The organism is Streptomyces sp. NPDC025618 (assembly GCF_055558795.1).
Genome location: NZ_JBVHLW010000038.1, coordinates 16,350 through 40,316, shown reverse-complemented (window position 1 = coordinate 40,316; position 23,967 = coordinate 16,350). Strand labels below are relative to the sequence as shown.

The 23,967-nt window shown below is 70.2% G+C and carries 20 protein-coding genes and 2 pseudogenes; 12 read left to right on the top strand and 10 right to left on the bottom strand.

Annotation, left to right across the window (positions count from 1 at the left end):
* Positions 1 to 269: 269 nt before the first annotated feature.
* The 4 genes and pseudogenes from ACZ4A5_RS25770 to ACZ4A5_RS25755 all read right to left on the bottom strand — a co-directional run.
* Positions 270 to 1,025, bottom strand: a pseudogene (locus ACZ4A5_RS25770) (integrase core domain-containing protein); the annotation flags it as partial.
* A 753-nt stretch (positions 1,026 to 1,778) separates the two neighbouring features.
* A complete protein-coding gene (locus ACZ4A5_RS25765; protein WP_467588873.1) occupies positions 1,779 to 3,452 on the bottom strand; it encodes an ADP-ribosylglycohydrolase family protein in 1,674 nt (557 codons plus the stop codon).
* A gap of 17 nt (positions 3,453 to 3,469) precedes the next feature.
* Positions 3,470 to 4,090, bottom strand: a complete 621-nt coding sequence (locus ACZ4A5_RS25760; protein ID WP_467588869.1) for a DarT ssDNA thymidine ADP-ribosyltransferase family protein — start codon at positions 4,088 to 4,090, stop codon at positions 3,470 to 3,472.
* 59 nt (positions 4,091 to 4,149) lie between these two features.
* A complete protein-coding gene (locus ACZ4A5_RS25755) occupies positions 4,150 to 5,550 on the bottom strand; it encodes a 3'-5' exonuclease (RefSeq protein ID WP_467588866.1) in 1,401 nt (466 codons plus the stop codon).
* Between the two features lie 226 nt (positions 5,551 to 5,776).
* Here ACZ4A5_RS25755 and ACZ4A5_RS25750 point away from each other — a divergent pair.
* A protein-coding gene (locus tag ACZ4A5_RS25750) for an IS3 family transposase (protein WP_467588863.1) occupies positions 5,777 to 6,975 on the top strand; the annotation gives its coding sequence in 2 pieces (ribosomal slippage) (positions 5,777 to 6,059 and positions 6,059 to 6,975; 1,200 coding nt in all).
* Positions 6,976 to 7,150: 175 nt separating this feature from the next.
* On the opposite strand, the gene ACZ4A5_RS25745 is transcribed toward ACZ4A5_RS25750, so the two are convergent.
* From ACZ4A5_RS25745 to ACZ4A5_RS25735, 3 genes are all read right to left on the bottom strand, one after another.
* Entirely contained in the window at positions 7,151 to 8,038 is an 888-nt protein-coding gene (locus tag ACZ4A5_RS25745; RefSeq protein ID WP_467588860.1) for a reverse transcriptase domain-containing protein, read from the bottom strand.
* A gap of 839 nt (positions 8,039 to 8,877) precedes the next feature.
* On the bottom strand, positions 8,878 to 9,372 hold the full coding sequence (locus ACZ4A5_RS25740; protein ID WP_467588855.1) for a universal stress protein: 495 nt from the start codon (positions 9,370 to 9,372) through the stop codon (positions 8,878 to 8,880).
* A gap of 4 nt (positions 9,373 to 9,376) precedes the next feature.
* The gene (locus ACZ4A5_RS25735; protein ID WP_467588852.1) at positions 9,377 to 10,657 is read right to left on the bottom strand and encodes an SLC13 family permease; all 1,281 of its coding nucleotides are present in this window, start codon (positions 10,655 to 10,657) and stop codon (positions 9,377 to 9,379) included.
* A 125-nt stretch (positions 10,658 to 10,782) separates the two neighbouring features.
* Here ACZ4A5_RS25735 and ACZ4A5_RS25730 point away from each other — a divergent pair, with 125 nt between their 5' ends.
* Positions 10,783 to 10,935 carry a hypothetical protein gene (locus ACZ4A5_RS25730; protein WP_467588850.1) on the top strand — a complete coding sequence of 51 codons (153 nt, stop codon included), beginning with the start codon at positions 10,783 to 10,785 and terminating at the stop codon, positions 10,933 to 10,935.
* Between the two features lie 1,314 nt (positions 10,936 to 12,249).
* Here ACZ4A5_RS25730 and ACZ4A5_RS25725 read toward each other — a convergent pair.
* Positions 12,250 to 13,197, bottom strand: a complete 948-nt coding sequence (locus ACZ4A5_RS25725) for a GlxA family transcriptional regulator (RefSeq protein ID WP_467588847.1) — start codon at positions 13,195 to 13,197, stop codon at positions 12,250 to 12,252.
* A gap of 188 nt (positions 13,198 to 13,385) precedes the next feature.
* Between ACZ4A5_RS25725 and ACZ4A5_RS25720 the strand changes: the two genes are divergently transcribed.
* From ACZ4A5_RS25720 to ACZ4A5_RS25710, 3 genes are all read left to right on the top strand, one after another.
* Entirely contained in the window at positions 13,386 to 14,069 is a 684-nt protein-coding gene (locus tag ACZ4A5_RS25720) for a DJ-1/PfpI family protein (RefSeq protein WP_467588844.1), read from the top strand.
* Positions 14,066 to 14,542, top strand: coding sequence for a hypothetical protein (locus ACZ4A5_RS25715; protein ID WP_467588841.1), 477 nt, complete (start codon positions 14,066 to 14,068; stop codon positions 14,540 to 14,542). Before ACZ4A5_RS25720 ends, ACZ4A5_RS25715 begins: the two co-directional genes overlap by 4 nt.
* Before the next feature lie 314 nt (positions 14,543 to 14,856).
* On the top strand, positions 14,857 to 15,561 hold the full coding sequence (locus tag ACZ4A5_RS25710; RefSeq protein WP_467588838.1) for a DUF3159 domain-containing protein: 705 nt from the start codon (positions 14,857 to 14,859) through the stop codon (positions 15,559 to 15,561).
* Positions 15,562 to 16,831: 1,270 nt separating this feature from the next.
* Here the strand turns inward: ACZ4A5_RS25710 and ACZ4A5_RS25705 are convergent.
* Positions 16,832 to 17,401: a class I SAM-dependent methyltransferase gene (locus ACZ4A5_RS25705; protein ID WP_467588835.1), complete on the bottom strand. Its 570-nt coding sequence runs from the start codon at positions 17,399 to 17,401 to the stop codon at positions 16,832 to 16,834.
* A gap of 33 nt (positions 17,402 to 17,434) precedes the next feature.
* Here ACZ4A5_RS25705 and ACZ4A5_RS25700 point away from each other — a divergent pair.
* The 6 genes and pseudogenes from ACZ4A5_RS25700 to ACZ4A5_RS25675 all read left to right on the top strand — a co-directional run.
* Positions 17,435 to 18,352 (top strand): annotated as a pseudogene (locus ACZ4A5_RS25700) (AraC family transcriptional regulator); the annotation flags it as partial.
* Positions 18,353 to 18,859: 507 nt separating this feature from the next.
* On the top strand, positions 18,860 to 19,042 hold the full coding sequence (locus ACZ4A5_RS25695) for a hypothetical protein (protein ID WP_467588831.1): 183 nt from the start codon (positions 18,860 to 18,862) through the stop codon (positions 19,040 to 19,042).
* 216 nt (positions 19,043 to 19,258) lie between these two features.
* Positions 19,259 to 19,555: a hypothetical protein gene (locus ACZ4A5_RS25690; RefSeq protein ID WP_467588828.1), complete on the top strand. Its 297-nt coding sequence runs from the start codon at positions 19,259 to 19,261 to the stop codon at positions 19,553 to 19,555.
* Positions 19,556 to 19,697: 142 nt separating this feature from the next.
* Positions 19,698 to 19,877 (top strand): hypothetical protein, encoded by a 180-nt coding sequence (locus tag ACZ4A5_RS25685; protein ID WP_467588825.1) that lies wholly within the window; start codon positions 19,698 to 19,700, stop codon positions 19,875 to 19,877.
* A 50-nt stretch (positions 19,878 to 19,927) separates the two neighbouring features.
* Positions 19,928 to 20,395, top strand: a complete 468-nt coding sequence (locus ACZ4A5_RS25680) for a hypothetical protein (protein ID WP_467588821.1) — start codon at positions 19,928 to 19,930, stop codon at positions 20,393 to 20,395.
* Positions 20,396 to 21,066: 671 nt separating this feature from the next.
* Positions 21,067 to 22,203, top strand: coding sequence for a serine hydrolase domain-containing protein (locus tag ACZ4A5_RS25675; RefSeq protein ID WP_467588818.1), 1,137 nt, complete (start codon positions 21,067 to 21,069; stop codon positions 22,201 to 22,203).
* Between the two features lie 555 nt (positions 22,204 to 22,758).
* Here the strand turns inward: ACZ4A5_RS25675 and ACZ4A5_RS25670 are convergent.
* Positions 22,759 to 23,028 carry a hypothetical protein gene (locus ACZ4A5_RS25670; protein ID WP_467588815.1) on the bottom strand — a complete coding sequence of 90 codons (270 nt, stop codon included), beginning with the start codon at positions 23,026 to 23,028 and terminating at the stop codon, positions 22,759 to 22,761.
* A 594-nt stretch (positions 23,029 to 23,622) separates the two neighbouring features.
* Between ACZ4A5_RS25670 and ACZ4A5_RS25665 the strand changes: the two genes are divergently transcribed.
* A complete protein-coding gene (locus ACZ4A5_RS25665) occupies positions 23,623 to 23,958 on the top strand; it encodes a hypothetical protein (protein WP_467588812.1) in 336 nt (111 codons plus the stop codon).
* Positions 23,959 to 23,967: the final 9 nt, after the last annotated feature.

Sequence of the window (23,967 nt, the reverse complement as noted above, 5' to 3'; positions counted from 1 at the left end):
AACGGCGGGTTCTTGTCCGGCCCCGGACCACTGGGAGGACGCCCCGGCGGAGGCTGAGAGGGCGGACGGGCAGGAGGCTTCCGCGCTTCGACTGTTGTCACGGGCGCAGCGTAGACCCGTCGCGAAAACCGCAACACCACACCGGACCGGGAAACCCCGGCCGGGGCACCGAGCCGCGGCGGCCGGCTGTTCCGGCGGCCCGGACGCCCCCGGGGTCGCGGCCCCGGGTACGGGCGACCATGGCCACGCCATCACGGGGAACCATACGTTCAACACTGACCGGCCCGCATGCCGTCGCTGGGAGTTCGGTGTCCGCGAGGTGGGCGCCGTGGAGCCTTCGCCGCATGCCAGCAGGAAGCGGCGACGGGAAGCTTGGCGAGGAGGCCCTCGTGGATGACGAGCAGGAGATGTCCGTCCAGCCGTAAGGTGACTTTCTGGTTAGCGAGTTCCGGTCCGATCTTGATCTTCTGTCCGCCCAGTGTCGTCTTGCCTTCGTGGTCGAGGCTGCAGTCAATCTCGACGGCCGTGTAGTCAGGCAGCGAGTTCAGCCGCTCCGCTGCTGCGGTAGTTGGCGGCGGCCCGGCAGGACGAGCCCCTCGCAGCTTCAGTGTGTGAAGGTCATCCGAGTCGAGGTTGGACGGAACGGTCTTGACCAGCTGGCCGGCGACGAAGACATGAACGCTGTATTCGTCCACCCACGCATGCGCCCGCTGACCGCCGTGGTCTGCACCGACCTTGATCCGCTGGACGGACGGGATGAGGGCAAGCCGACCGCCGGCAGCCACGATGGTGCCGAAACTCGACCGCTGCTGCGGACGGCCCGGCTCAACAGGAGCGGCCTTGGGGGGAGGTCTTCGCCATGGACGTGCCATGGACGTGCCATGGTCGGGGATGACGGTGGCCGGCTCGGGCCGGGCGGCTGGAGTCGCCATCTCCAGCGCCTGGTGCGGGCGGGAGTGGTTGTAGGCGTGCGCCCATTCGCTGATCGCGTTCTGCGTGGCGGACAAGTCCAGGAACGGGACCGACTCATCAAGAAGTTCTCACCTCAGAGTCAGGAGCCCCCGTTCGTTTTCCCTGTCATCGTCGGCGAGTACGGCTTGGACAGCTCCTTGAGAGCGGCGAAACCACCGGCGGCGTGCTTGGCCTTCCACGTGCACACCGACTGTCGCGAGACCTCATAGCGGACAGCCACCTCGGTGACTGGTGCCCCGACAGCGGCGAACACGCGTGACAGACGACGCGGTTGGCCGCACCGCCCCCTCCCCCTGCCGCCAGGCCCCTGCCGACGACGCTGCGCGGCAGGCTGCAGAGCGTCCTGCGACGCTTCCTGGGTGGGCGGTAGCACCGGGCTCTGTGCCGCCGAGCGAGGAGCTTGCCTCCATGCGGCCGGGCCATCGCCGCCTCAGGGTGCAGGGGCGACGGCGTCCAGGCGCTGCTACAGCTACCGGCGACGGCCCAGGCCTCCCAGCCGCCACCGCTTCGCCCGCTCCGGCTCCCGGCTGGGCTCGGGGACCATCAGCGCCGGGCTGGCTGCCAGGTCTCCCTCTCGGAAGCGCGACGCCTTCGGCCGCGGCGTCACTGAGCACGGCGCCTTCGGCATGTGGGCCTCGGGAACGGCTGGCTGGAGCCGTAGCTGGCGGAGCTGGAGCGCGACTGCGCTCTCAATGCAGAAATCGAGGAAATTACGCCGGTATAGCCCAACTTGTCCACCAGCTCAGCGTCGACCAGTAGCAGTTCCTGGACGTCATCGGCATCAGCGTGGGCAGGCAGCTCTCGTTTCAGCGAGGGCGTTCCTGCTCGCTGTGATAGGCGCGGGCCAGTAGCCCAGCGAACGCAGCGGCCCGCTCGACGCCGTACCGGCCACCTCGGATCTGGTGAAGCAACGCCCGGCCTACCTGCTCGGGAGCGAACCCGTTTCTCGCCAGCTCTTGGACGATCTCCTCAATGGACGGTGGTGCCTGCCGGTGGGCACGCTCGCTCACCGCACCAGGTGCAGCTCCGGCAAGGACGGGCCTTTGATCGGCGGATACGGCAGCCTGCACCGGAGCTTCGAAGACGAGTTGCTGCTCTTTCGGGATGTCTGCAGCCCGCCGATTCCGCGGTGGTCGCACGTCCCCCGGGAGCAGGTTCTCATCCAGTGGCCTGAGATCCGGCCTGGCACGGACAAGAACGCTCTGGCCGAACGACAGAGCGCCCCACACGTATGTGGCCTGGTTACTCGCTGCTGGTGTGTGCGTAGCCGTAAGGGGCCCCAGACCGGCCAACGCTGGCCCCATTGGCGTGTGGCCTACGAGGTCGAGCGTGGCCTTGGGAGGGCTCCAGCGCAGAAGATCCGGGTAAGCGAATGTGGACGCCTCACGCCCTTGAGAAATGTCCCACATGCGCCGTGCCTCGGAGTCGATTACCTGGACATCTTGCACAGTGCCAGGCGGGGGGCCTGCCGTGACGACGCCTAGAAGAGCGCCAGCCATGGTGGCGATCGTGTCGGTGTCCGAGCCGAGGGTGTTGGCAGCAAGAAGCAGACCGGCTTCTGGGGAGTCGGCATAGGCATGTGCCAGAACCGCGGCAAGCAGAGTGGTGACTGTGCCTGATCCACGCGTTGCGTCCTCGAAGCCGCCCCACCGCTGCACCAGGGCAGCGTAGGTCTCTGTTGTGAGGGGCGTTGCGGGGTCGAAGGCCTCGAGTGCTGCGCGGCATTCGTCGGCGACGGTGACGGCGGCCGAGCGGAAGTCGATGCCAGCGGCATCACTCCATGTAGATAGCCACAAATATGCCAGTTCGTCGTCTTTTGCGATGACGTCCGGTACCTGCTCCAGCCAGTCGACTGCGGGGCGCCACTGCTTGGGGCCGGGGAGTTCGTTGGTGTCCAGGGCGTGGGCCAGCAGGGTGGCGTGCAGGACGGCGCCGAGGATGCCCCGGGGGTGGCCGTGGGTGCTGACGGCGTTGCGTACGACGTCGCGGGTGATGTGCTCCCAGTTGGCGAGGTCCCGTGCGGACCAGACGTGGGGCTGGATACGCATGGCGGCGCCGTTGCCGCCAAGGTCGACGTAGCGTGCGGCTTTGGTGGCGAAAACGTTCTGGGACCACTTGGCTTCGACCCGCATCAAACCGGTGGCTGCCGCTTTGGTCCCGCGGCCGGCGCCGAGGGCGTAGGCCTGCCAGGCAACGACTTCGATCTTCGCGAAGGCATCGGCGTCGAATTCCCCGTCTCCGCGAATGGCGCGTGAAGTTGCAAGGCGCAGTTGGGTGTCATCGGAGTAGGCACCTGCGGGGAGAGGCATGTCGCGTCCGTAGCGGCCTCCCACGCGCCTCTTCCAGGGCACGGTCGTGGTGACTTCATCCTGTCCGATGCGTCGTCGCACGCCGGCGGTGTCGGTCAGTTCGGTGATGAAGCCGAGTGCATCTCCGTACGCCGCCCACTGGGCTGAGGCGCGTACTGCCTCCCATTGCATGGCACTCACCGTAGTCCTTACCTGCCGAACGTTGCCGGGTCGACGATGATGTCGACCTCATCATGTCCGCTGACACTGACAATGCCCTCGGCCTTCGCTGCGTCTTCATCGGTGAGGACGTAGATGCGCTGCAGGTGTCGGGTTGAGACTGCCTGCGGGTAGAGCACTTCAGCCTGGGGATTGGTCGGGAGGTGGGGCGCTCGGTCCCCACGCGGCATCGTCTTCCTGAAGCCTTTGGGGACGCAGTCAGCGAAGAGTGCTCTGGCTCCGGGCACTCCCTCGACGGGGGTGATGCCTTCGTATCCCATGTTGCCTGGGGCGAAGAGGACGCCGGGGTGCATCATGATCACTGGATCGAAGCTGAGGACAGCCCAGAACAAGTCTTCGTTCGCCCACCAGTCGTCGCTGCTGATGCGAAGGAAGCGGTGGTTGGGCTCACTGATGCTGAGGTTCACATATGACCAGTACTTGGGGTCCTCGCGACGCCACTTGGTGTTCTCGTGGTAGATGCTCTCGAGGTACTCGTCTTTGGCAAGAAGCGCACGAGCTTTGCACAGCCGCTGCACGAGGATGCCGAGCAGACCACGGTTGGTGGTGAAGTGCACCACTTCGGTGATCTTTCGTTCCTGGATGAGCATGCTGATTCCCTCAGCGTGTATTTCGCCATCCGACGTGGGCGGACTCGGCTCCGTGGTGGTCATACGGCCTTCACGTCATAGGTGTCCGGGTCCATACAAGCGATGAGGTCACTGGCCTCGGAAGGCTTGTAAGTGATGGTCAAGGTCTTGCGGGCCCGTCCAGCGGACATGGCCAGCAGGCGCAGGTGCGCGTCTCGCTCGCTGTCACCGGGCTCAGCGGCGTGCGGCATGACCTCGCTGCTGAGCCCGACGATGATCACGTGGTCGAACTCCAGGCCCTTTGCGGAGTGCATGGTCGACAGCGCTACGTTCACCGGGCCGGTGGGCCATTCCCCGGTACGCGTGAGCGGTACCCAGGCCAGCCCGGCTGCGTTAAGGCGTGCCCTGACCTCGCTGAACCAGCCGCCGCCCTTGGCATGGAGGATGGCGACGGACTCGTCGTTCTCTGGGCCGAGGTCGTTGAGGAACTGCACGACGTGGTCCATCTGCTGGGTGAAGGTTCCCTGGACCAGCAAGGGCTTGCCGCCGTCCTCCTCACAGGAAGAGAGGTCCGGGATCGCGGCATCGTCCGTGGTCTCCACGTCGCGCAGCAGGGGGGCGGCGAAGGCAGCGATCTGCCGGGTGTTACGGAAGTTCTTGGACAGCAACTTGCTGTTGTGCGGCCCCACGCTCAAGCCGGCTTCAGCCCAGGTGAAGCGCTGGGGGTAGATGCGCTGGGCCGCGTCGAGGACGAAGGTGAGGGTGTGCTCGTCGGTGACGTGGTTGAGGACCGCCCGGACCTGGTTGGCGGAGAAATCCTGGGCCTCGTCCACAACGACGACGTGGTATGGGTCGTCGGCGGGCTTGGCCGCCATGGCGTTGGCCAGGTCAGACCAGTCCCAGGCCTGCTGTTCCTTCTTCCACCCCTGGAAAGGAACGACCACCTCGTCCAACAGCCGGCGGCGCAGCGAGGCCGGCATGCGCGGGGAGCGGCCACGGCCCTGCCGCTCGCACTCGATGTACTCGGTCAGGCGGTCCGGCGTGAAGCGGCCCAGGACATAGTCCACTTCAGAACGTGCAAAGTCCTCGGACAGGGGCAGGGCCGCGGCCAGGGCGTCCAGCTTTCCGTTGTGCTCGTGCTCTTGAAGGATCCGTTCGTAGGACACGCGGTCGGTGGCCCACTTGGCGAAGGTGGAGATCGTCAGCTCGACGTCGTTGCCCTTGATCTGTTCCTTGGTCAGTTCCTCGATGTAGCCGCGCAAAGTCTTGTTGTAGGTGAGGACCAGGACGCGGACCGGGCCGTCGATGAAACCGTCACGGCGGCGGCGCTGCCAGTACCGGACGGTAAACTTCAGCCGGTAGAGAGCGGTGGTGGTCTTGCCACTGCCGGCTGCGCCCCGTACGACGAACACCCCCGGCTTGTGGTTGTTGATCACCGTGAGCTGCTCGCTCGTCGGCTGCGCCGGCCTGAGAACCTTCATCCGCGCGGTCCCTCCCCAAGACTCGCTCCCCCGAACCTGAGGCCATATTAGAAGCGACTGCCGCCAGGCGCGTTGAAGATCGGACAAGCATCCTGTCGCACAGTTTCGGATAGCGACACGTCGGCCACCCATTCGGGTGAAGGCTGCTGAGGTACACGGACCTTTGCCCCGAAAATTGGACACCCTAGACACTGGATCGTGATGGTCCAGGAGAACGGGAGTCCCTGTGGGGATGAAGCATTACCCGCCGGAGTTCAAGGCGGACGCGGTCGCGCTGTACCGGTCGCGGCCGGGGGCGACGGTCGTGTCGGTCGCCGCCGACCTCGGCATCAGCGCGGAGACGCTGCGCAACTGGCTGCGCGTGGATGACAAGAAGAACGGCGGGAAGCGGGGCACCGCGTCGGCCGGGACGCCGTCGGCCGCGGAGCTGGAGGCGCGGGCCCTTCGCAAGGAGGTCGCCGAGCTGCGGACCGAGCGGGAGATTCTGCGCAAGGCGGCCCGGTATTTCGCTCAGGAGACGAAATGGTAGACCGCTTCCGTTTCGTTGAGGACCACCAGCGCCGCCACGGCGTCAAGCGGTTGTGCACAGTGCTCGGCATCGCCCGCTCCAGCTTCTACCACTGGCGCAGGACCGCTCCCGCCAGGGCCGCGCGGCAGGCCGCGGACGCGAAGCTCGCGGAGCGGATACGGAAGATCCACGCTGAATCGGACGGTACCTACGGCGTCCCGCGGATCACCGCCGAGCTCCGCGAGGACGGGTCGCGGGTCAACCGCAAGCGCGTCGCCCGCATCATGCGCGCCGCCGGGATCGCCGGGCTCCGCCTGCGCAGGAAGCACCGCACCACGATCCCGGACCCGGCCGCCGTGAAGGCATCCGACCTGGTCGGCCGCGACTTCACCGCCGAGCGCCCGAACACCAAGTACGTCGGTGACATCACGTACTTGAAGTCGGGCAGCGGGAAATTCCTCTATCTGGCCACAGTCATCGACCTGTGCTCGCGCCGCCTGGCCGGCTGGGCGATCGCCGGCCACATGCGGGCCGGGCTCGTCGTCTCCGCCCTGGCGGCAGCCGAGCGGACCCGCGGCAGCCTCAAGGGCGCTGTCATGCACACCGATCACGGAGCGCAATACACGAGCGCCGCCTTCGCCGGGGCATGCCACCGCGCCGGCGTGATCCAGTCCATGAGCCCCGTCGGCAGCTCGGCCGACAACGCCGCTGCGGAAAGCTTCAACGCGACCTTCAAAAGGGAAACCCTGAAGGGAAGAAAGGGCTGGTCAAACGAACGCGAGGCCCGCCTGGACGCCTTTCGCTGGCTGCACCGCTACAACACCCGACGCCGCCACTCCCGCCTCGGGCAACGCTCGCCTATCGCCTACGAGAACGCCATCAACGAACCGTCAGTTACGCTGACACAAGCCGCATAATCCGTGTCCAACTTTCGGGGACAAGGCCCGACCGACTACCGCGACCTGCTGACCGCCGCCCACCAGCAGCTCGGGACCCCACCGGTGCTGCCGAGTAGCCGAGGGGAATCTCACCCCTCGGCTCTCACAGAACCGTGCGTAACAGTCGCCCGTTACACGGCTCTTGCCACTCTGATCAACAGGCCAGTACGGCATCCGTGGTCAGGCGCCAGTGCGCGAACATGCGTGGGTACCGTTGGGCGATCTCCACAAGTTTCGCGTGGGCCTTCCGCTTGCCTGCGAGCCGCTTGTATTTCTGACGGATCCAGCGCACCAGGTAGGCGTTGATGCGCATGGCGAAGGTGCGCAACTCCCACGGTCTGAAGCGGCCGTAGTAGTTGAGCCAGCCCGTCACGACGGGATTCATCCTCCGCGCGAGCTCGTTGAAGGACAGATCCGAGCGGGTGTGCAGGTGCCAGGAACGCACCTCCCGCCCCATCTTCTTCAGCGCGTCCTTGCTGACAGCCGGATCGAACGACAGGAACTGCACGCCGTGTCGGTTCCGGCTTCGCCTGGCGCGGAACGTGTATCCAAGGAACGTGAACGACGTGTGCTCGTAGGCGCGTCGGCGTTTCCCGTTCTGGCAGTACACGATCCGGGTCTTGGCCGGGTGCAGGTGCAGCCCGACCTCGGCCATCCTGTCCGTGAGCGCGGCCAGCACCTGGCGGGCCTCGCGCTCGGAGCTGCAGTGCAGCACCGCATCGTCCGCATAGCGTTCAAACCAGATGGCCGGGAACTCCCGCGTCATCCAGGTGTCGAACGCGTAGTGCAGGAACAGGTTCGCCAAGACGGGAGAAACAGGAGCCCCTTGGGGCGTCCCGGACTCCCGCTCCTGCAGGGAGCCATCGGGCAGCTGAAGCGGCGCACGAAACGGAACAACACCGTCCGGGCCTGGGACAGGTTCTGTCGAGACGCTGCTGCCCCGAGTGAGAACAGCGATGGCCAAGATCAGGCAGGTCACCAGTTCGCAGAACTCTTCGAGCTCGGCCCGCTGGTTCACGATGGCCTTACGGAACGTGGCCACAGTCGCGCCGCCCGCAGCTGCTTCTCCGGTTCTGGAACCTGCGCGGTCCCGCCGCGGACACCCTCGCAGAACGCGTACTCCAGGTCCGCGTGCCCCTTCATCACGGCCGTGCGGCGGCGCCGGCCCCGGCGGCCAGAGCGACGACGGGGAGGCCGCCGCTGGAGACGACGGGTGCAGCGGCTCACCAACATGCGGCAGCCGTGCCCTGAAATACCCAACAGGGCCGACAAATCCGAGATTCCCCGGCTCTCATCCCGGACCACTCCCTGGCCGGCACCGCCCACGCCAGCCTGCCGCCGCACGACGAGGCGTGCAGTCCCGATCCCGCCCGCAACGGCACGCGCATACGCTCACCGCCCTGCCACCCGCACCTCCCACACCGGGCCACGTAGCGGTCCCGCCCCGGACACCGCGGATCCAGGGGCGCTGCCGGTGCCTGCCGTTGCCCGTACACGGACAGCGGGAGCCATCAGCGTGCGGGGCCCCGATCTGCCCGCCGAAGACGGTGGCCTCCCGCTCACCGCCGCTCTCCTACGCCATCCGGACCGTCAGCACCGCCGCCCTCCTCCCGCCTCCATCCCTCGACGCCCATGGCGCCGGCACGCAGCAGGCTCTCCCCGGCCTGGCGAAAGACATCCCGCCGCGCCGGAGGGACAACGACTCGAGGCGGCCCGGGACATGGCTCACACAGCCGTACAGAGCACAGCCGGAACGCTTCGCATGCAGCCCCGCCCAGACTCCCCACGAACAGCACAGTAAGAAACCAGAGACACCACGCGCCCCCGAACCGCAGAACAGCCGCGTGGGTGACGGACGCTGTGCCGGCGGGATGCGTGCGGCTACCGGTGGTGAGGAGGGTGCGGGGGCGGGATCGTGGTGGCGCCGGGGGCGGTCCCGGGCCAGACGAGCAGGACGGGGCAGGGGGCGTGGTCGACGACGAAGCGGCCGGCGGGGCCGAGGCTGCGGGGCCCGAGACGGGTGCGGTCGCCGTCGCGGGCGAGGATGAGCAGGCCGGCTCCTCCGGCGGCGGCCACCACTTCCCGCTCGACGCGGCCGGTGCGCTCGGCCCGGCCGCACGGGCGGCCCAGCCGCTCCGCCGCCTCGGTGAGGAGCCGGCCGCCGGAGACCGCCGCCAGCCGCTCCACCCGTGTGCCGGGGTCGCGTTCGGGGTGGCCGCGGCCCAGCAGCCCGGCGAACGCCCCGTGCGCCGCGCCGGGGACGTCGGCCGGGGTGACATGGAGCAGCGTGATGTCGGCGTCCTGGGGTGCCTGGGTGCGGGTGGCGTCGATGCAGGCGGGCCAGGTGCCCTCGGTGATCCAGGCGATGACTTTCATGGCGTCAGCCTCCGGTGAGGGTCAGTGAGGTCCACAGTGCCAGTACCGACAGTCCCAGGGCGGCGGGGACGGTGAACGCGCCGAGCCGGGTGAATTCGCCGAGTTCGACGTCGCTGTCGTGTTCGTGCACGATGTTCCGCCACAGCAGGGTGGCCAGGGAGCCGGCGTAGGTGAGGTTGGGGCCGATGTTCGCCCCCAGCAGCACCGCCAGGACCGCGCCCGGCCCCAACGGGGCGGTCAGGGGCAGCAGGACCAGCACGGCGGGCAGGTTGTTGATCAGGTTGGCCAGCAGGGCGGCGAGCGCGGCGATGCCCAGCAGGGCCGCGAGTCCGGTGCCGCCGGGGAGCAGGTGGGCCAGCCCGGCCGCGAGCCCGTGGTCGACGACCGCGCGGACCACGATGCCCAGGGCCAGGACGAAGGCCAGGAACGGCACTGCGGCGGCGCGCCCGATGGCGGCCGGTGTGGTGCGGCGCCGGGCCAGCGCCCGCACCGCGAGGACGGCGGCGCCGGCGAGGGCCGACCAGGCGGGGTCGGCTTCGAGCGCGGAGGTCAGGACGAACCCGGCCAGCGTGCACGCCACCGTGACCAGGGCGAACACCGGCAGCTCGGGCGGCTCGGCAACGGCAGGGGCCTGGGCCCCGGCGTCCAGGTCGGCGGCGAAGAACCGGCGGAAGACCCCGTACTCGGCCGTGATCGCCACCAGCCACGGCAGGGCCATCAGCGCGGCGAAGCGGGTGAAGCTCAGCCCGCTCGCGGTGAACGCGAGCAGGTTCGTGAGGTTGGAGACCGGCAGCAGCAGGGATGCGGTGTTCGACAGGTGGGTGCAGGCGTAGACGTGTGGTGCGGGCCGGGCGCCGAGCCGGGCGGTGGTGGCGAACACCACCGGCGTGAGCAGCACGATGGTGGCGTCCAGACTGAGCACCGCCGTGATCACCGAGGCGGCGGCGAACACCTGGACCAGCAGGCGGCGCGGGCGGCCTGCCGCACCGCGGGCCATCCACGCCCCGCACGCGCGGAAGACGCCCTCGTCGTCGCACAGCTGGGCCAGGACCAGGACCGCGGCCAGGAAGCCGATCACCGGTCCGAGCCGCGCGGCCTCGTCGCAGGCGTGGTCCAGCGAGATCGCTCCGGTGGCGATGACCACACCCGCGGCCGGGACAGCGACGACCGCCTCCGGCCAGCCGAACGGACGGACCACGGCACACGCCAGCACCGCCAGGAGCAGAACGACGGAGACACCCTCCGCCAGGCAGGAGTTCACGACCAGATCCTCTCCCAGCCGCATGACACAGCGGCCGGCGCACCCGCCGGACCCTGAATTCATCGCGGGCTGCCCTGCCCCGGACGGTAAGCAAGGCTGAGGCGACCGAGCAGGGCAAGAAGGTGCCCGCCGATCGGTACGCCCAGCCCGTGACGCATGCGCTGACGCGGAAAGAGGTCGTGGCCTCGGGCCAGGCCCACTCGGTTCTGGAAGCGTTGGCCATCGACTCGGCTCTCGAAGTTTCGGCCGTCGACTCGGTTCTGGAAGTTTTGGCCGTCGGCTTCGCCGAACGCCGCAGCTGAGCCCGGCGCCAGGCGGGGCATGGAACGCTGAAGACCGACCGACGCGGTGGTGACAGCTCTCGGCGCACTCCTGAAGGGCGAACTCAGGGCCCACACGGTCACCGCCGTCAAGAAGGCCCTCACCGCAGCCGGTACCCCCGCAGGCCGTTTCTCAGCGATCACCTCGCGGTCCAGGCGGGGCCGGCCGCGAGACGCGGGGCCGCCCGGCACACCGTTGCCGCCTCGCCGTAGCGGTGGCCAGGCCGCGCCACCGCTTGAGCTTGCTCATCGGGCAGGCCGCACGGCGAGATTCCTGCTCCGGGCAGGTCCTTTCCCACACAGCCCCTTTCGAACCCGCCCTGCGAGAAGACCACCAGCATCTATCCGGCCGGAGGCACCTTCCTCGGGCCCGCCGGTTCCTCGGGCCCGCCGGCCGCCAGGACCGCCCTCGCATCTGGAAGGTGGGGGTCTTCCAGGGCCAGATTCCCCCCGGCCAGGGGCAGGGGCAGGGGCAGGGCGCAGTCACGATCGCGGGGCGAGGCGGGACAGCCACAGGCGAAACCGCAGACGAAGCCGCAGCGGTGGGCGGGACCGCAGTGCCAGGAACGCGAAGAACAGGCGCCGGACCGGCGGGACACGACAGGCGTCCTCCCGTTCCCCCTGCCAGGACGCGACCCCCACCCCGCGGCCGCAGCACCGGGCCGCGGCCCGGTCACAGGCCAGCTCGGACCACCACCGGCACGCCACCCCCACCACACCCGGCCCCGCCGGCACGGCGGCGGGGCCGGCCCCGTGAGAGCAGACCCGCGCACAGCACCATGGACACCACCCCAGAGAACCACGCCGGCGAGCCCGGTGCGCGAGTCACACCGCCGCAGACAGGCGAGCTCGTGCTCCGGGGCATACGGCATCACGGCATGACGCCCGGACCCCAGCCAGAAGCGCCCCACGATGACATCCCCGCGCCGCCCGAAGCAGACGGGCGACGCCGCGTTCCACCTGCCGATCCCCAGGGAGGAGTGGGCCGACGCCTGAACGCAAACGGACCCGGCCGCAGGGCAATCCGCTGCCGGTTCCCGCACCCGAGGCGGACGGCGGCGCGGGCAGTCCCCCGGACTCCCGCGAGTTCAGCATGCGTACCCCCATGCGGCTGCGACCGGCCGGCCGCCCCGGCACAGCCGCGGGCAGGACGCGGCGATCGGGGTGAGCCGCGCGGTGCGGTGCGCCCGGCCGCCGTGGGGGCCGGCGTGTGGGTGGCGGCCCGCGGGGTGGCCGGCAGTACCGGGGGTACCGGGTGGCCGCCGGTGCCCCATCCCGGTGGACGTGCTCCCGGTGTCAGCAAGAACGGCGGAAGGCGGCCCGGTAGGCCTGCGGTGTCGTGCCGGTGACCCGCTTGAACCGTTCACGGAACGCGGTCGCGGACCCGAAACCGGCCTGCACGGCGATACGTTCGACGCCATGACCGCTGTTCTCCAGCAAATACTGCGCATGCCGGACGCGTGCGCGCAGCAGCCACTGCAGCGGGGTCGTACCCGTCTGCTCCCGGAAGCGGCGGCTGAAGGTGCGGGTGCTCATGGCGCAGCGGGCGGCCATGGCCTCCAGCGTGAGTTCCTCGCCGAGGTGGTCCTGGATCCAGGCCATGGCCGGTTCCAGGAGTGAGCCGCGGGGCAGCGGCGGGGGCTCGTGGACGATGTACTGGGCCTGGCCGCCCTCCCGTTCCAGAGGGGTGACAGCCAGCCGGGCGGCGTCCGCGGCGACGGCCGAGCCCAGGTCGCGGCGGACCAGGTGCAGGCACAGGTCCAGGCCGGCGGAGGCCCCGGCGGAGGTGAGCAGTTGACCGTTGTCCACGTAGAGCACGTCCGGGCGCACGTCGATCTGCGGGTACTGCCGGGCGAGTTGGCCGGCGGCGATCCAGTGGGTGGTCGCGGCCAGGCCGTCCAGCAGGCCGGTGGCGGCCAGGGTGAAAGCGCCGCCGCAGATCGAGGCGATGCGCGCGCCGCCGGCGGCGGCGTCACGCAGTGCCTGGAGAGCCTCGGGCGGGGGCGGTCCCGCGTCCTCCTGCCGGCCGGGCACGATGACCGTGTCGGCACCGGCGAGGCCCTCCAGCCCCCAGGGCACCCGGATGGTGAACGTCTCGGTCGGCACCTCCGGCCGGGTCCCGCAGACGCGCACCCGGTAGGGGCGGCGCCCGTCCGGCAGGCGCACGCGTGCGAAGACCTCGACCGGGATGGCCATGTCGAAGGCCACCGTCTGGTCCAGCGCAAGAATCGCCACGGTGTGCATCCACGCAGACTACGCCCGCTTCCTGCCGCAACACACAGCACAGGCAGACAAGTTGGGGGCCGTGAAAGCACTGGCCGGCGACGTGGCGAGAACCCGTTGAGTTGTGTCATCCGAGCCCATGGCCGGGGTCTGTGCTGCCGCCTAGCGTGAGCGCGGCAGTCATGAACCGAGGGAAATGAGAGCCGCCGATGCTGGCACAGTTCGTCCTCTTCGATGGTTTCGACCCGCTGGATGTCATCGCACCGTTCGAGGTCTTCAGCGCCGCCCGGGCCTTCACCAGCCGGGTGAGCGCCGAACTGGTCTGTGCGGAGGGAGCCCGGCAGGTGCCCAGCGGAATACCCGGCGTCACGCTGACGGCCGCCGCTCCGCTGGCCCCCGGCCGGGCGGACCTGGTCGTCGTGCCGGGCGCGGCCGGCACGCTCCCCGGGCAGGGCACGGACGGCGGCGACGGCGGCGGGGAACCGATACCCGTGATCCTCGGCCGCGCCCTGGCCACCGGGCTCCCCGCACTGCTGGCCGACGCGCTGGCCGCACCGGACACCACGGTGGCCACGGTCTGCGGCGGGTCGCTGGTGCTGTCGATGGCCGGACTGGTCCACGGCCGCCACGCCACCACCCACCACCAGGGCCTGGACCTGCTGGCCGCCGGCGGTGCGCAGGTCACCCCGGGCCGGGTCGTCGACGACGGCGACCTGGTCACCGCCGGCGGCATCACCTCCGGCCTCGATCTGGGCCTGTATCTGCTGGAACGGGAAGCCGGGCCGAAAACCGCGCTCGCGGTGGAGCAGCTGTTCGCCCACGAGCGCCGCGGCGTCGTCTGGCGCGACCAAGGCCCCGCCTCCCCCGCCGCCGGCGCACAGCAGCCGCGGTGACCAGGCTCCTGCTCATCCTGCACGTACTCGCGGCGGTCATCGCCGTCGGCCCGGTGACCGTGGCGGGCAGCATGTTCCCCGCCGCGGCCCGCCGCGCCGCCGGCACACCCGACCAGCACCAGGCACTCGCCACGGTGCGGGTGCTGCACCGCATCTGCCGGGACTACACCACCCCCGGCCTGACCATTCCCGTCCTCGGCTTCGCCACCGCCAGCGAGCTGCACGTCCCGGGCAGCCCCTGGCTGATCACCTCGATCACGCCAACGGGCGCGGCCGCACTGGTGCCGGCGCTGCTGGTCCTGCCGGCCCAGGAACGCCTCCTCACCCAGCTGACCGGACCCGCGGACCGGACGGCGGCCCTCGCGCGTGCGCAGACCGCGCGCCCGGCCATGCTGACCGGCACCTTCAACCTGCTCTGGGCCACGGTCACCGTCCTGATGATCCTCCGCCCCGGCTCCACCACGAACGGGTGACCCATGACCGCCAGCCCCCCACCCGCGCCACGGCCCGCCCGCAGGCCGCCGTACGCTCCAGCCACCATCGGACCGGTCAGCCTCACCGTACCGCCGGCCAACACCGCCACCGCGAACACCCGGCAGACCGCCGCACTGTCCGGCCCCGCACACGGGGGTGCCTGGCCTTCCGGCGTCCCGGCCACCCGGCGCGACCCGCGGCGCAGCAGCCGTGCCACGCTACGCGTCCTCCTCCCCGGCACCGGAGGCCTGCTCGCGCTCCGTGCCCTGGAGCCTGCCGGCACGGCTGCTGCGCACACCGGACCGGGGGCACGATGACAGCCCGCCTGCCCGCACTCGCGGCCACGACAGCTCCGGCCCTGGCCTTCGTGGCCGCCTACCGTGCCGACGGGCCGCGGACCGCCCTCCTGGCGGCCACCGGGGCCGGTGTACTGGTCCTCGCCTGTGGCCTGTGGACCCGCCGGTACCTCCGGCACGCGGCGGTGGGCGCGCTGACGGCGATGGCCTGCGCGGCCGTGGCGGCCGGTACCGGGCAGGCACGGGGCTTCTTCCTGCTGCCCATGCTGCTGCCCGCCGCATCCGCGGCGGGCTGCCTGCTGTCGGTGCCGGCAGGCCGTCCCCTGGCCGGCCTGGTGGCGAACCGGGCCGTGGGCGGCCCCCCGCACTGGCGCTCGCACCGGCCCCTGCACCGTTTCTATTGCCGCATGACGGTAGGCATCGGTCTGGTGTGCCTGGCGAGTCTGGCTGCGCAGGCCGCCCTCTACCACCATGCGGAGACCGCCTGGCTCGGTGCCTTCCACCTCGCCATGGCAGTGCTGTGGCCCGGGATCACCGCCGCCGCACTGGCTCTCGCGCGCAGGGCCGTGACCCGCCACCGCGAGCCGCACACCGGAGACCGGTCCGGCATCCAGAAAACCGCCGGCAGCCCTGGCGCTGTACGCAGCGCGGGCCCGTACACACCATCTCCCGGCCCCACACGAACACGGGACCAGTCCCGGCGCTTCCCCGAACGGCCTTGACCATCCGCCACAAAGCATCACTTCGACACACACGAAACTTCGACACACACACGAAGGAGGCCACGGCCGCCGGTCAGACAGCGGCGGCCCGGCTCCACCTGGCCGCCGCCAGGCGCGCATCCACGGTGGTCACCGAGACCGAGCAGACGGCACCGGCGCCCGCCGAGGAGAGCACGCGGCCCCGCCGACGCACACCACGGACGTGTCCGACGAGACCCGGGCCGACGTGCGCAAGCACGACGACCACCAGACCGCCACACGGACCGCCCTGGCCGCCCTGGCCGCCCTGGCCGCCCTGATCAACACGGCCCGCCGGCCCGCCGTGATCGCCCACCGGCGGGGAGGCTCCGACGACACCGGGACGTCCGCCGCTGCCCTCGGCCCACCACCGGCAGAACCCGGACCGGCCCCGGACCGCCCCCCTCGCCCCGGGCCGGGCCACATCACCGGACCGCCCCCCTTCCGATCAGCAGAAGAACCGCGAAAGATCCACCAGCGAACCCAGGCCGGGGAAGAACGCCTCCACGGCGGCCAGTTCCCGGACGAATTACGGGAGTTGCCGGCGTACCGCCCCTTCCACGGTCCGCCCACGCGGCACCGCCCGTACCGCCCGTACCCGCCCGTACCGCCTGTACCCGCCCGCACCCGCCCGCACCCGCCCGTGCCGCCCGTGCCGCCCGTGCCGCCCGTGCCGCCCGTGCCGCCCGCAGGAGCATGGCCTGCCACTGCTCCCCCTGTTCGGCCAGCGCGCAGATCCCCGACAGCAGGTCGGCCATTTCCGGCGGGCCGGTCCAGCGCCGACAGGCCCCCGGTCACCGGGAACAGCTGCCGGCCCCCGGCCCGCGCCGCCAGACGGACCCCCACCCGCCCCGTTGCCGATACGGCCGACGCGGACGTACAGGCAGCCCCCGGTGGGGGGGCGGCATGGTGCCGCCGCGCAGCGGGCCGGCCGCCGCCACGAGGCCGGCCAGGACACGGCGCTCCGTCCCGTCCGGCCTCCCCCCGCCCCCTCCTGCTGGGCCTCAATGGCGCGAGGACCAGCCAGCCATGGGCGGCGGTCAGCCGGGCACAGAAGCCGGAAAGAGCGGGGCCACGGGCATGCCGCCAGTGTGGCAGCACCCGGAGGCCAGCCCCGGGCGAGCCGCGCGCACCGTCCCCTGTGCGGCACGCACAACCCCCAACCCCCAACCCCAGCCCGCCCTCCGGCCCGCCCGGCCCCCACCCCCGGCCCCCACCCCCGGCCCTCGCCCCGGCCCCGGCCCCGGCTACCTCACCTCCCCCGCCTCGCCACGAAACGGAAACTCCCCTCCCCCACCGTCACCACACACTCCTCGAACCCCGCCAACCCCAGCCGCGCCTCCAGCGTCTCCGGGGGCACCGGCACACACGTATCGCCGAGGTGGACCAGCCGGAAGCGGGCACTGCTGAGACTGTCACAGCCGGTGAAAACACCCCCGGGACGCAGAACACGGCGGGCCTCGGCGAAAAGGCGGTCCTGAGCGGCTACCGCCGGGACATGATGGAACATCGTGAAACAGGCAACCGAGTCGAAACGCTCCCCGGGCAGCGGGAGATCGGCGCCGTCCCCGCAGACGACATCGACACGGTCACCGAAGAGCAGCCGCAGCCGGGCCACGTACACGGCATCCGACTCGACCACCGTCAGCCGCTCGGTCCTGCGAACCAGGACCCGCGTCGTCACCCCGTAACCCGGGCCGATCTCCAGGCAGTCCGCGCCCAGCGGGACGTCTTCCAGGACCCACGGCAGGAGATCGTCACGTACAGCGCGGGCCCACCGGTCGGAGGAACACAGACGGCGGTGGATCAGGTTCATCGGCATGCGACGAGGCTATGAAGAAAGCAGCGGTGTCGTATACGGGCCAGGAGGTCAACCCATGACGCCAAAAGGACAACCCCGCAACAGACAGACCCCCAACGGGCAGACCGGCAACGGAGGATCCCCCGACGAACGGCCGCACAACGGACAGTCCAGCAACGGACAGTCCCCCAACGAACAGACCAGCAACGGAGGGTCCCCCGGCGAACGGCCCCCAGCGGACAGCCGCACCTCATCTCCCCGCCCGGCGCCGCCGTCGCCGTCGCCAGCTTCCCCCTCGGCAACGGCGAATGGTTCTCCGACCACGAACACCCCGCCCACCAGCTCGCCTGGGCACCCCACGGCGTCCTCGCCGTCCGCACCCACGGCCGTACATGGGTGCTGCCGTCGACCGTCGCACTATGGATCCCCGCAGGCATCCGGCACGCCACCGGCGCCACCTCCCCCGCCCTCCTGCGCAGCCTCTACTTCTGGCCGGACCGCTGCCCCCTGACCTGGACCGAACCCCAAGTCGTCCCCGTCTCCGGCCTCTTACGCGAACTGATCAACCACCTGGCACAAGACCCCGAATCCCTCCCCGCACAACCCCGCCGGCGCGCCGAGGACGTCGTCCTCGACCTCCTGCACCCCGTCTCCGTCACCACCGTCCGCGCCCCCCTGCCCACCGACCCCCGCGCCCGCCGCATCGCCGACGCCCTCCACACGAACCCGGCCGACCGGCGCACCCTGGCCCAATGGGGCACCACCGTGGGCGCAAGCACACGCACCCTCCAACGCGCCTTCACCTCCGGCACCGGCATGACCTACGGGCAATGGCGCACACAACTCCGACTCCAGGCAGCCATGCCGATGCTCGCCGCAGGAACAACCGTCTCAGCCGTCGCACGACGCGTCGGCTACGGCTCACCCAGCGCCTTCATAGCAGCCTTCCGCCGCGGCATAGGCGTACCACCAGGCACCTACTTCACCCCCACACCCACCACCCCACACCCCCCCGGGCACCACAAGCCGCTCTCCCAGGGTTCGAAAGCGGCCAGGGCGCCCGGGCAGTACTCGCGCAGCAGTGACCGGAACTGGCTGGCAAGCTACTGCCGGCTCCAGGCCGAGTCCTGCCGCACGGGCAGCACAGCGACCACGCGGGCCACATCACTGCCGCCGGGCAGGGGGCGGTGGGCGTGCATGTCCGTACGGAGGATGCCCGCCAGGACGAGGGCATCGAAGGAACATTCCCCACGTTCGAGCGTTACGACATGCCTGGGCCTTGTGGCAGCACGGCCGGGGCCCCGGCACACTCAAGCCGTTCAAGTGCCGCACCCACCCGGCCGGCGGGACGGGACCGACAGTTCGGACCGAGGGAGTTTATGCATACGGCGCCCCGCCACCACACCCGGCGTACTCGGCCCGACCGCCGCGCTCACACCCGGTCCGGCTCAACCGGCCTCGGCCACGAACGGAACCCCGGTGATCAACGACGGCCACTGGGAGAACCCCACCGGCCGCCACGCGAGCAACCGGCCCGACGACCCCGCCACGATCATCAACGCCACCGACAGCATCGCCCTCGCGCACTCGGACCTCTACCGCAAAGGCGACCTGGTCAGCGTTCTGCTGCCGCCCCAGACCCACTCAGTACCACACACATGATCCGTCACCTTCTACTGAACAGCACCAGGGCGTACGGGAGCACCGGCGCGATCGCCGCCTCGCCCCCTCACAGCCTCATAGTTCACCTCGTCTACCTGGGGAGACGGGCTGTGAGCCTGCCAGCCTCACAGCGTGTGACACCGTGCGGGGTGCGGGTCTGTCACGCTGATCCGCGACGGCGGGGGCGGGCCCGCCGCAGGAGGCGAAGGGGGCGAGGTGGCGGGGTTCGAGCGGGAGCCGGCGGAGGTGCGGATACCCAAGGCAGCGCTGGACGCCTTCGCCGCGGCGCTGAGCGTGCGCACGGTGGCGATGCGGACGTGGCCCGACGGCATCGAGTGGATGTACCCGGTGGGCACGTGGGACGAGGAGCACCTGGAGGTCGCGCTCATGCCCGGCGGCGAGGAGGTGTGGCTGCGGATGTCCACCGACCGCTCCAGTGTCGCCGTGTGGACCATCGAGCAGTGGTGGGCTTTCTCCGGGGAACTGCCCGGCGCGACGCCGCCGCCACCCTGAGACGCGAAGCCCCGGCGGTTCGGTCGGCGCGTGGACGGCGGAGGTCAGCGTGGCTTTGGCGGGCCCGGGACATTGAGCACTCGGCCGCACCGTAGGCCCTGCGGCGGGGCCCTCGCCGCCGTAGCAATGCGGCCGGGGACCGATGCCGAAGAAGCCCGCCCACGACCCCACGTACGGCTACGCCCCGGAGACGCACACGGTCCGGGCCGATCAGCACGACCTGGCGCGGCTGCTGTTGACGTTCCGCTCGCTGATGCGCGAGCAGAAGCCGGGCACGCCGCGGACAGCCGTCTGGGCACCGCGACCCGTTGCGCCGAGGTGACCCCGCCTGGGCAGCACCCCCGCTTCACCGCGGCCGCCACCCACGACAAGATGTTCAGCCCCGTCGCCGACGTCCTCTTGCCGGGTCGGCGGCCCGACTGGGGCGTGCGGATATTGCGCTGGGGCGCCGGCATGCCAGCGGTAGCCGCGGTCCTGCTTCTGATCATGGCGCTCGGCGCCGTCGAACTATCCGGCCACGAGTCCCGGTCGGGGACGGATCCCTCCCCCGCGCCCGCCTGCCGCGACGCCGCACCCCACCTTGTGGATTACCTCGTCGGCCACCGTGCCACGTATCTGCCGCCAGCATTCGACTGCGTCCTGGACGGCGGGACGCCATACCCCCGTTCCGAAAGCTACGTGTGGCTCAACGGCTTCGTCGTCACCTGCACGGTGACCTCTGCACTGCTGGCGGTCGGCGCAAGGCGCACCACCCATCGGCAGACAGCCCGACAGATGCGGCTCAGCCCCCGGTACAACCCCACCGGGCCGGGCACGTCGCCGGTGAAGCCGGACAAGTGAACACCGGCCCGGCAAACGTGCCTGGCGGCCGGCCTTCCAGCTGAGAGGCTCAGCGGACCGATCGGCCCCTCCAAAGAGCCACGCCTGCCAGGCACATCATGAGGCATCACCAACAGCACAACCCGCGCCATCCACGCGCCAGGAACCACCCGCCGGCCACACAGCGGTCCGGCACCGCGACCCACACCACCAGCAGCATGCACCACCCGGACGTGCACCAGGTGCGGCAACGGCATCCTGATCACCTCCCCCGCCCGCCGAGGCCGGCGGTGTCCCGGCACCCTGGCCACCGCGGCTGCGCAACGACGAGAACAGCCAAAGGCCCGGGCGAGCCAGGCGCAGCCCCCGCCGCGGGACGGCCGCACGGCACCTCCGCGAAGGCAGGACCAGGAGGCGAGACAGCCTTGGTGTTCATCCGGAGCCGACCGGTGGTGCAGGTGGGGCTAGCCCCACCGGAAAACGGGTGGTTGGCGGGATCCCGGGCGCGGGCCTCACCCGCACATACTGGCCCCACAAGATCAGTTGTCACCCACCGGCCTCACAGGAGCCTTTCCGTGTACGAGCACGCGCACGCAGCAGACGGATCACGATCGCCCGGCAGGCGGACCGGTGGCAGACGCGGGGCGCGGAGGCTGCGAGGCGTTGCCGCCGGGGCGATCGCGACAGCGGTGATGGCCACCGGATTCACCCTGCCCGCGTCGGCGGCGGGCCGTGAGGACACCGGGCAGGCACCGACGGCACGAGGCGGACACCGGGCCACCCAGGCGGCCCTGGACGAGGTGGTCCAGGGCGGACCGCCCGGCGCGATCGCCCTCGCCGAGCAGGGGCACGACACCTGGACAGGCCGTGCGGGCACCGCCGACCTGGCAACCGGCCGGCTTCCCGGGGCCGATGACCGATTCCGGGCAGGCTCGATCACCAAGACGTTCGTGGCCACGGTGATGCTCCAGCTGGAAGCCGAGGGAAAGCTGAGCCTCAATGACACGGTCGGCCACTGGCTGCCGGACCTGGTCCAGGGCAACGGGCACGACGGCAACCAGATCACGATACGTCAGCTCCTCAACCACACCAGCGGCATCTACAGCTACACCGACGACGCGGACTTCAAACGCAAAGAATTCGGCACCGACTTCCTGCGCCACCGCTACGACACATGGACGCCGGAGCAGATCGTCCGCCTCGCCATGACCCACCGGCCCTCCTTCACCCCCGGCAGCCAGTGGGGCTACTCCGACACCAACTACATCCTCGCCGGCATGGTCATCCAGAAAGCCACCGGCCACTCCTACGCCCACGAGATCGAACAGCGGATCCTGCGCCCTCTGCGCATGGACTCCACCACACTGCCCGGCACCCGGGTACACGTACCAGGACCCGGCGGACGGGCCTACTCAAAGCTCACCGGAGAACTCGCCGGCCCCGGAACACCCAACAGCACCACCTACGACGTCACCGAACTCAACCCCTCCCTCGCAGGCGCCGCCGGAGAAATAATCTCCAACACCCGCGACCTCAACCGGTTCTACCAGGCCCTGCTCTCCGGCCGGCTCCTCAAGAAACACCAACTCCAGGAAATGACCACCGCCGAGCCCATCGAGAAAATGTCGCCCGTCTCCTACGGCCTGGGCCTGATGAAAATAAAACTCTCCTGCGGCACCGACGTATGGGGACACAACGGCGGCATCCAAGGCTCCATATCACAGACCATGGCAACCACGGACGGCAAGCACGTACTCTCACTGAACTTCAACGGCGACTGGAACGTCCACGAACAGCGTGTCATCGAAGCCGAGTTCTGCGGCACATGAGCGACGGGACCACACGTTCCGGCCCGGCAGGCCGCGCATCCAACGGCCTGCCAGGACGGACGGTGCGTTCCGGGACCCTGGACGACGGGGTTCACCAGCGGGCGGACAGACCATCCAGGCCCGGCCTACGGACATACGACCGGCACGAACACCCCACAACCCCAGCGGAGCTGGCCAGGGGGTGCGCACCGGGTGCGCCGCACTCTGATCGAGGGCGCGCACGGCCGCACCGGCCTGGCACATCGTCACCCTGCGTGCGCGCACCTATGGGCGGCGCACAACGGCCCGCGCATCGTGATGCGCGAGCCGTTACAGTGGCGCGGACCGGGTGTCGGTACCCCACCGCATCGTCGCCGCATCAACGTGGTCGCATACTCCCTCTCCGCGCCGTCGTGGCCGATCCGAGAGCCGGTGTCCACGTACCCGGCATCGAGAACGCCCCACCGCGACACCTGACCGGCCTGCACGCCGAACGGACGGAGCCAACCGACATACCCCGACCACGGCATGATCGAACCCACTGCGCTCTTCCGCCCCGAAGGCGGGCAGGCACCCTCAGGCACCGTGGTCCATGTACCTGGCCAGCAACCCGGCGAGCTCGGCCGCGCGTTCCCGCCCGGCTTCATCCAGCGGCTCCGGCCCCGACGCCGCCTCCAGCATCACGACCGCAGCCTGCACCAGGGCCGCCGGGAGCCACGCGTCCTGCACGGCGGCGATGAGCGCGGCCGCCTGATCCGCCGGCGAGACCCAGCCCGGGCAGATGATGGCCACCACGCCCTTGCCAAGAGAACGGGAACGAGCCGACGATGCGGGTGAAGTGGTCACCGAAGGAAGTCTGCCGCACCGCTCCATCCGCGCCGACGCCACCCAGTGATCGGGCGGGTCTACGAGGCGTGCAGCTGGACACGGTCCCGGACCGGCCGACGGACTGTGCGGTGTCCAGCAGCACTTCCTGAATGCGTGTTGGAAATCCCAGTGGCCGTGAGATTGAGGATGCTCGGCCCGCATCTGGCCTGTCACCTCGAGGACGAGTGAATCCATCCGGCCGTCGTTTAGCTCATCGGAGCGCGCGCCCTGAATCGGGTGGGCCGTGGATATGGCGGACGGGAGGGAGCTGCGAGCTCATCCTGCGCCCCGTCAGGGCGATGCGGAGAGCAAGGTTCTCCGGCGGCGTCATGGTAGGGGCTGCGGCCGGGGTGATGTAGAGACCTCCGTGGTGCTACGGGCTTGTTTAGAGGGGGGCACGGAAATACCCAGGGCGCAATCGTGCACGTTGTGCACTGATATCACTACTGCGCGCCCTGAATCACACCCGCACGCCGGAACGCTTCTGCATACACAATCCCGCTTCTGGGGCATTTTTGAGCCACGTGGCTGACCGCCGGTCAGCGCCCATCCACCACAGGCAAGGGGAGTCTCATGCGTCTTCGTCACACCGCTGGGGCCGCTCTGGGCGCTCTCGCGCTCATCGTCACCATGCCCACCTCCGCCAATGCCGCCACCGGGGACTTCCTGTACCAGTACGGTTCCGGCCTCATCGGTCCCCCCGGCGGGCTGGAGGACCCGCCGAGCGGGGAGTGCCTCAATGTGCCCGGAGCCACGGATGAGGACCCGGCCTTCGCTCCGAAGAACCTCACCACGTCAACGGCAAAGGTGTTCCTCGACTTCGACTGCAACGGCGACACCTTCTACGTCATGAACCCGGGCAAGATCCTGGACGACAGGCTGAAGCTCCGCTCCGTCATCTTCAGCTGACTCCGCCCC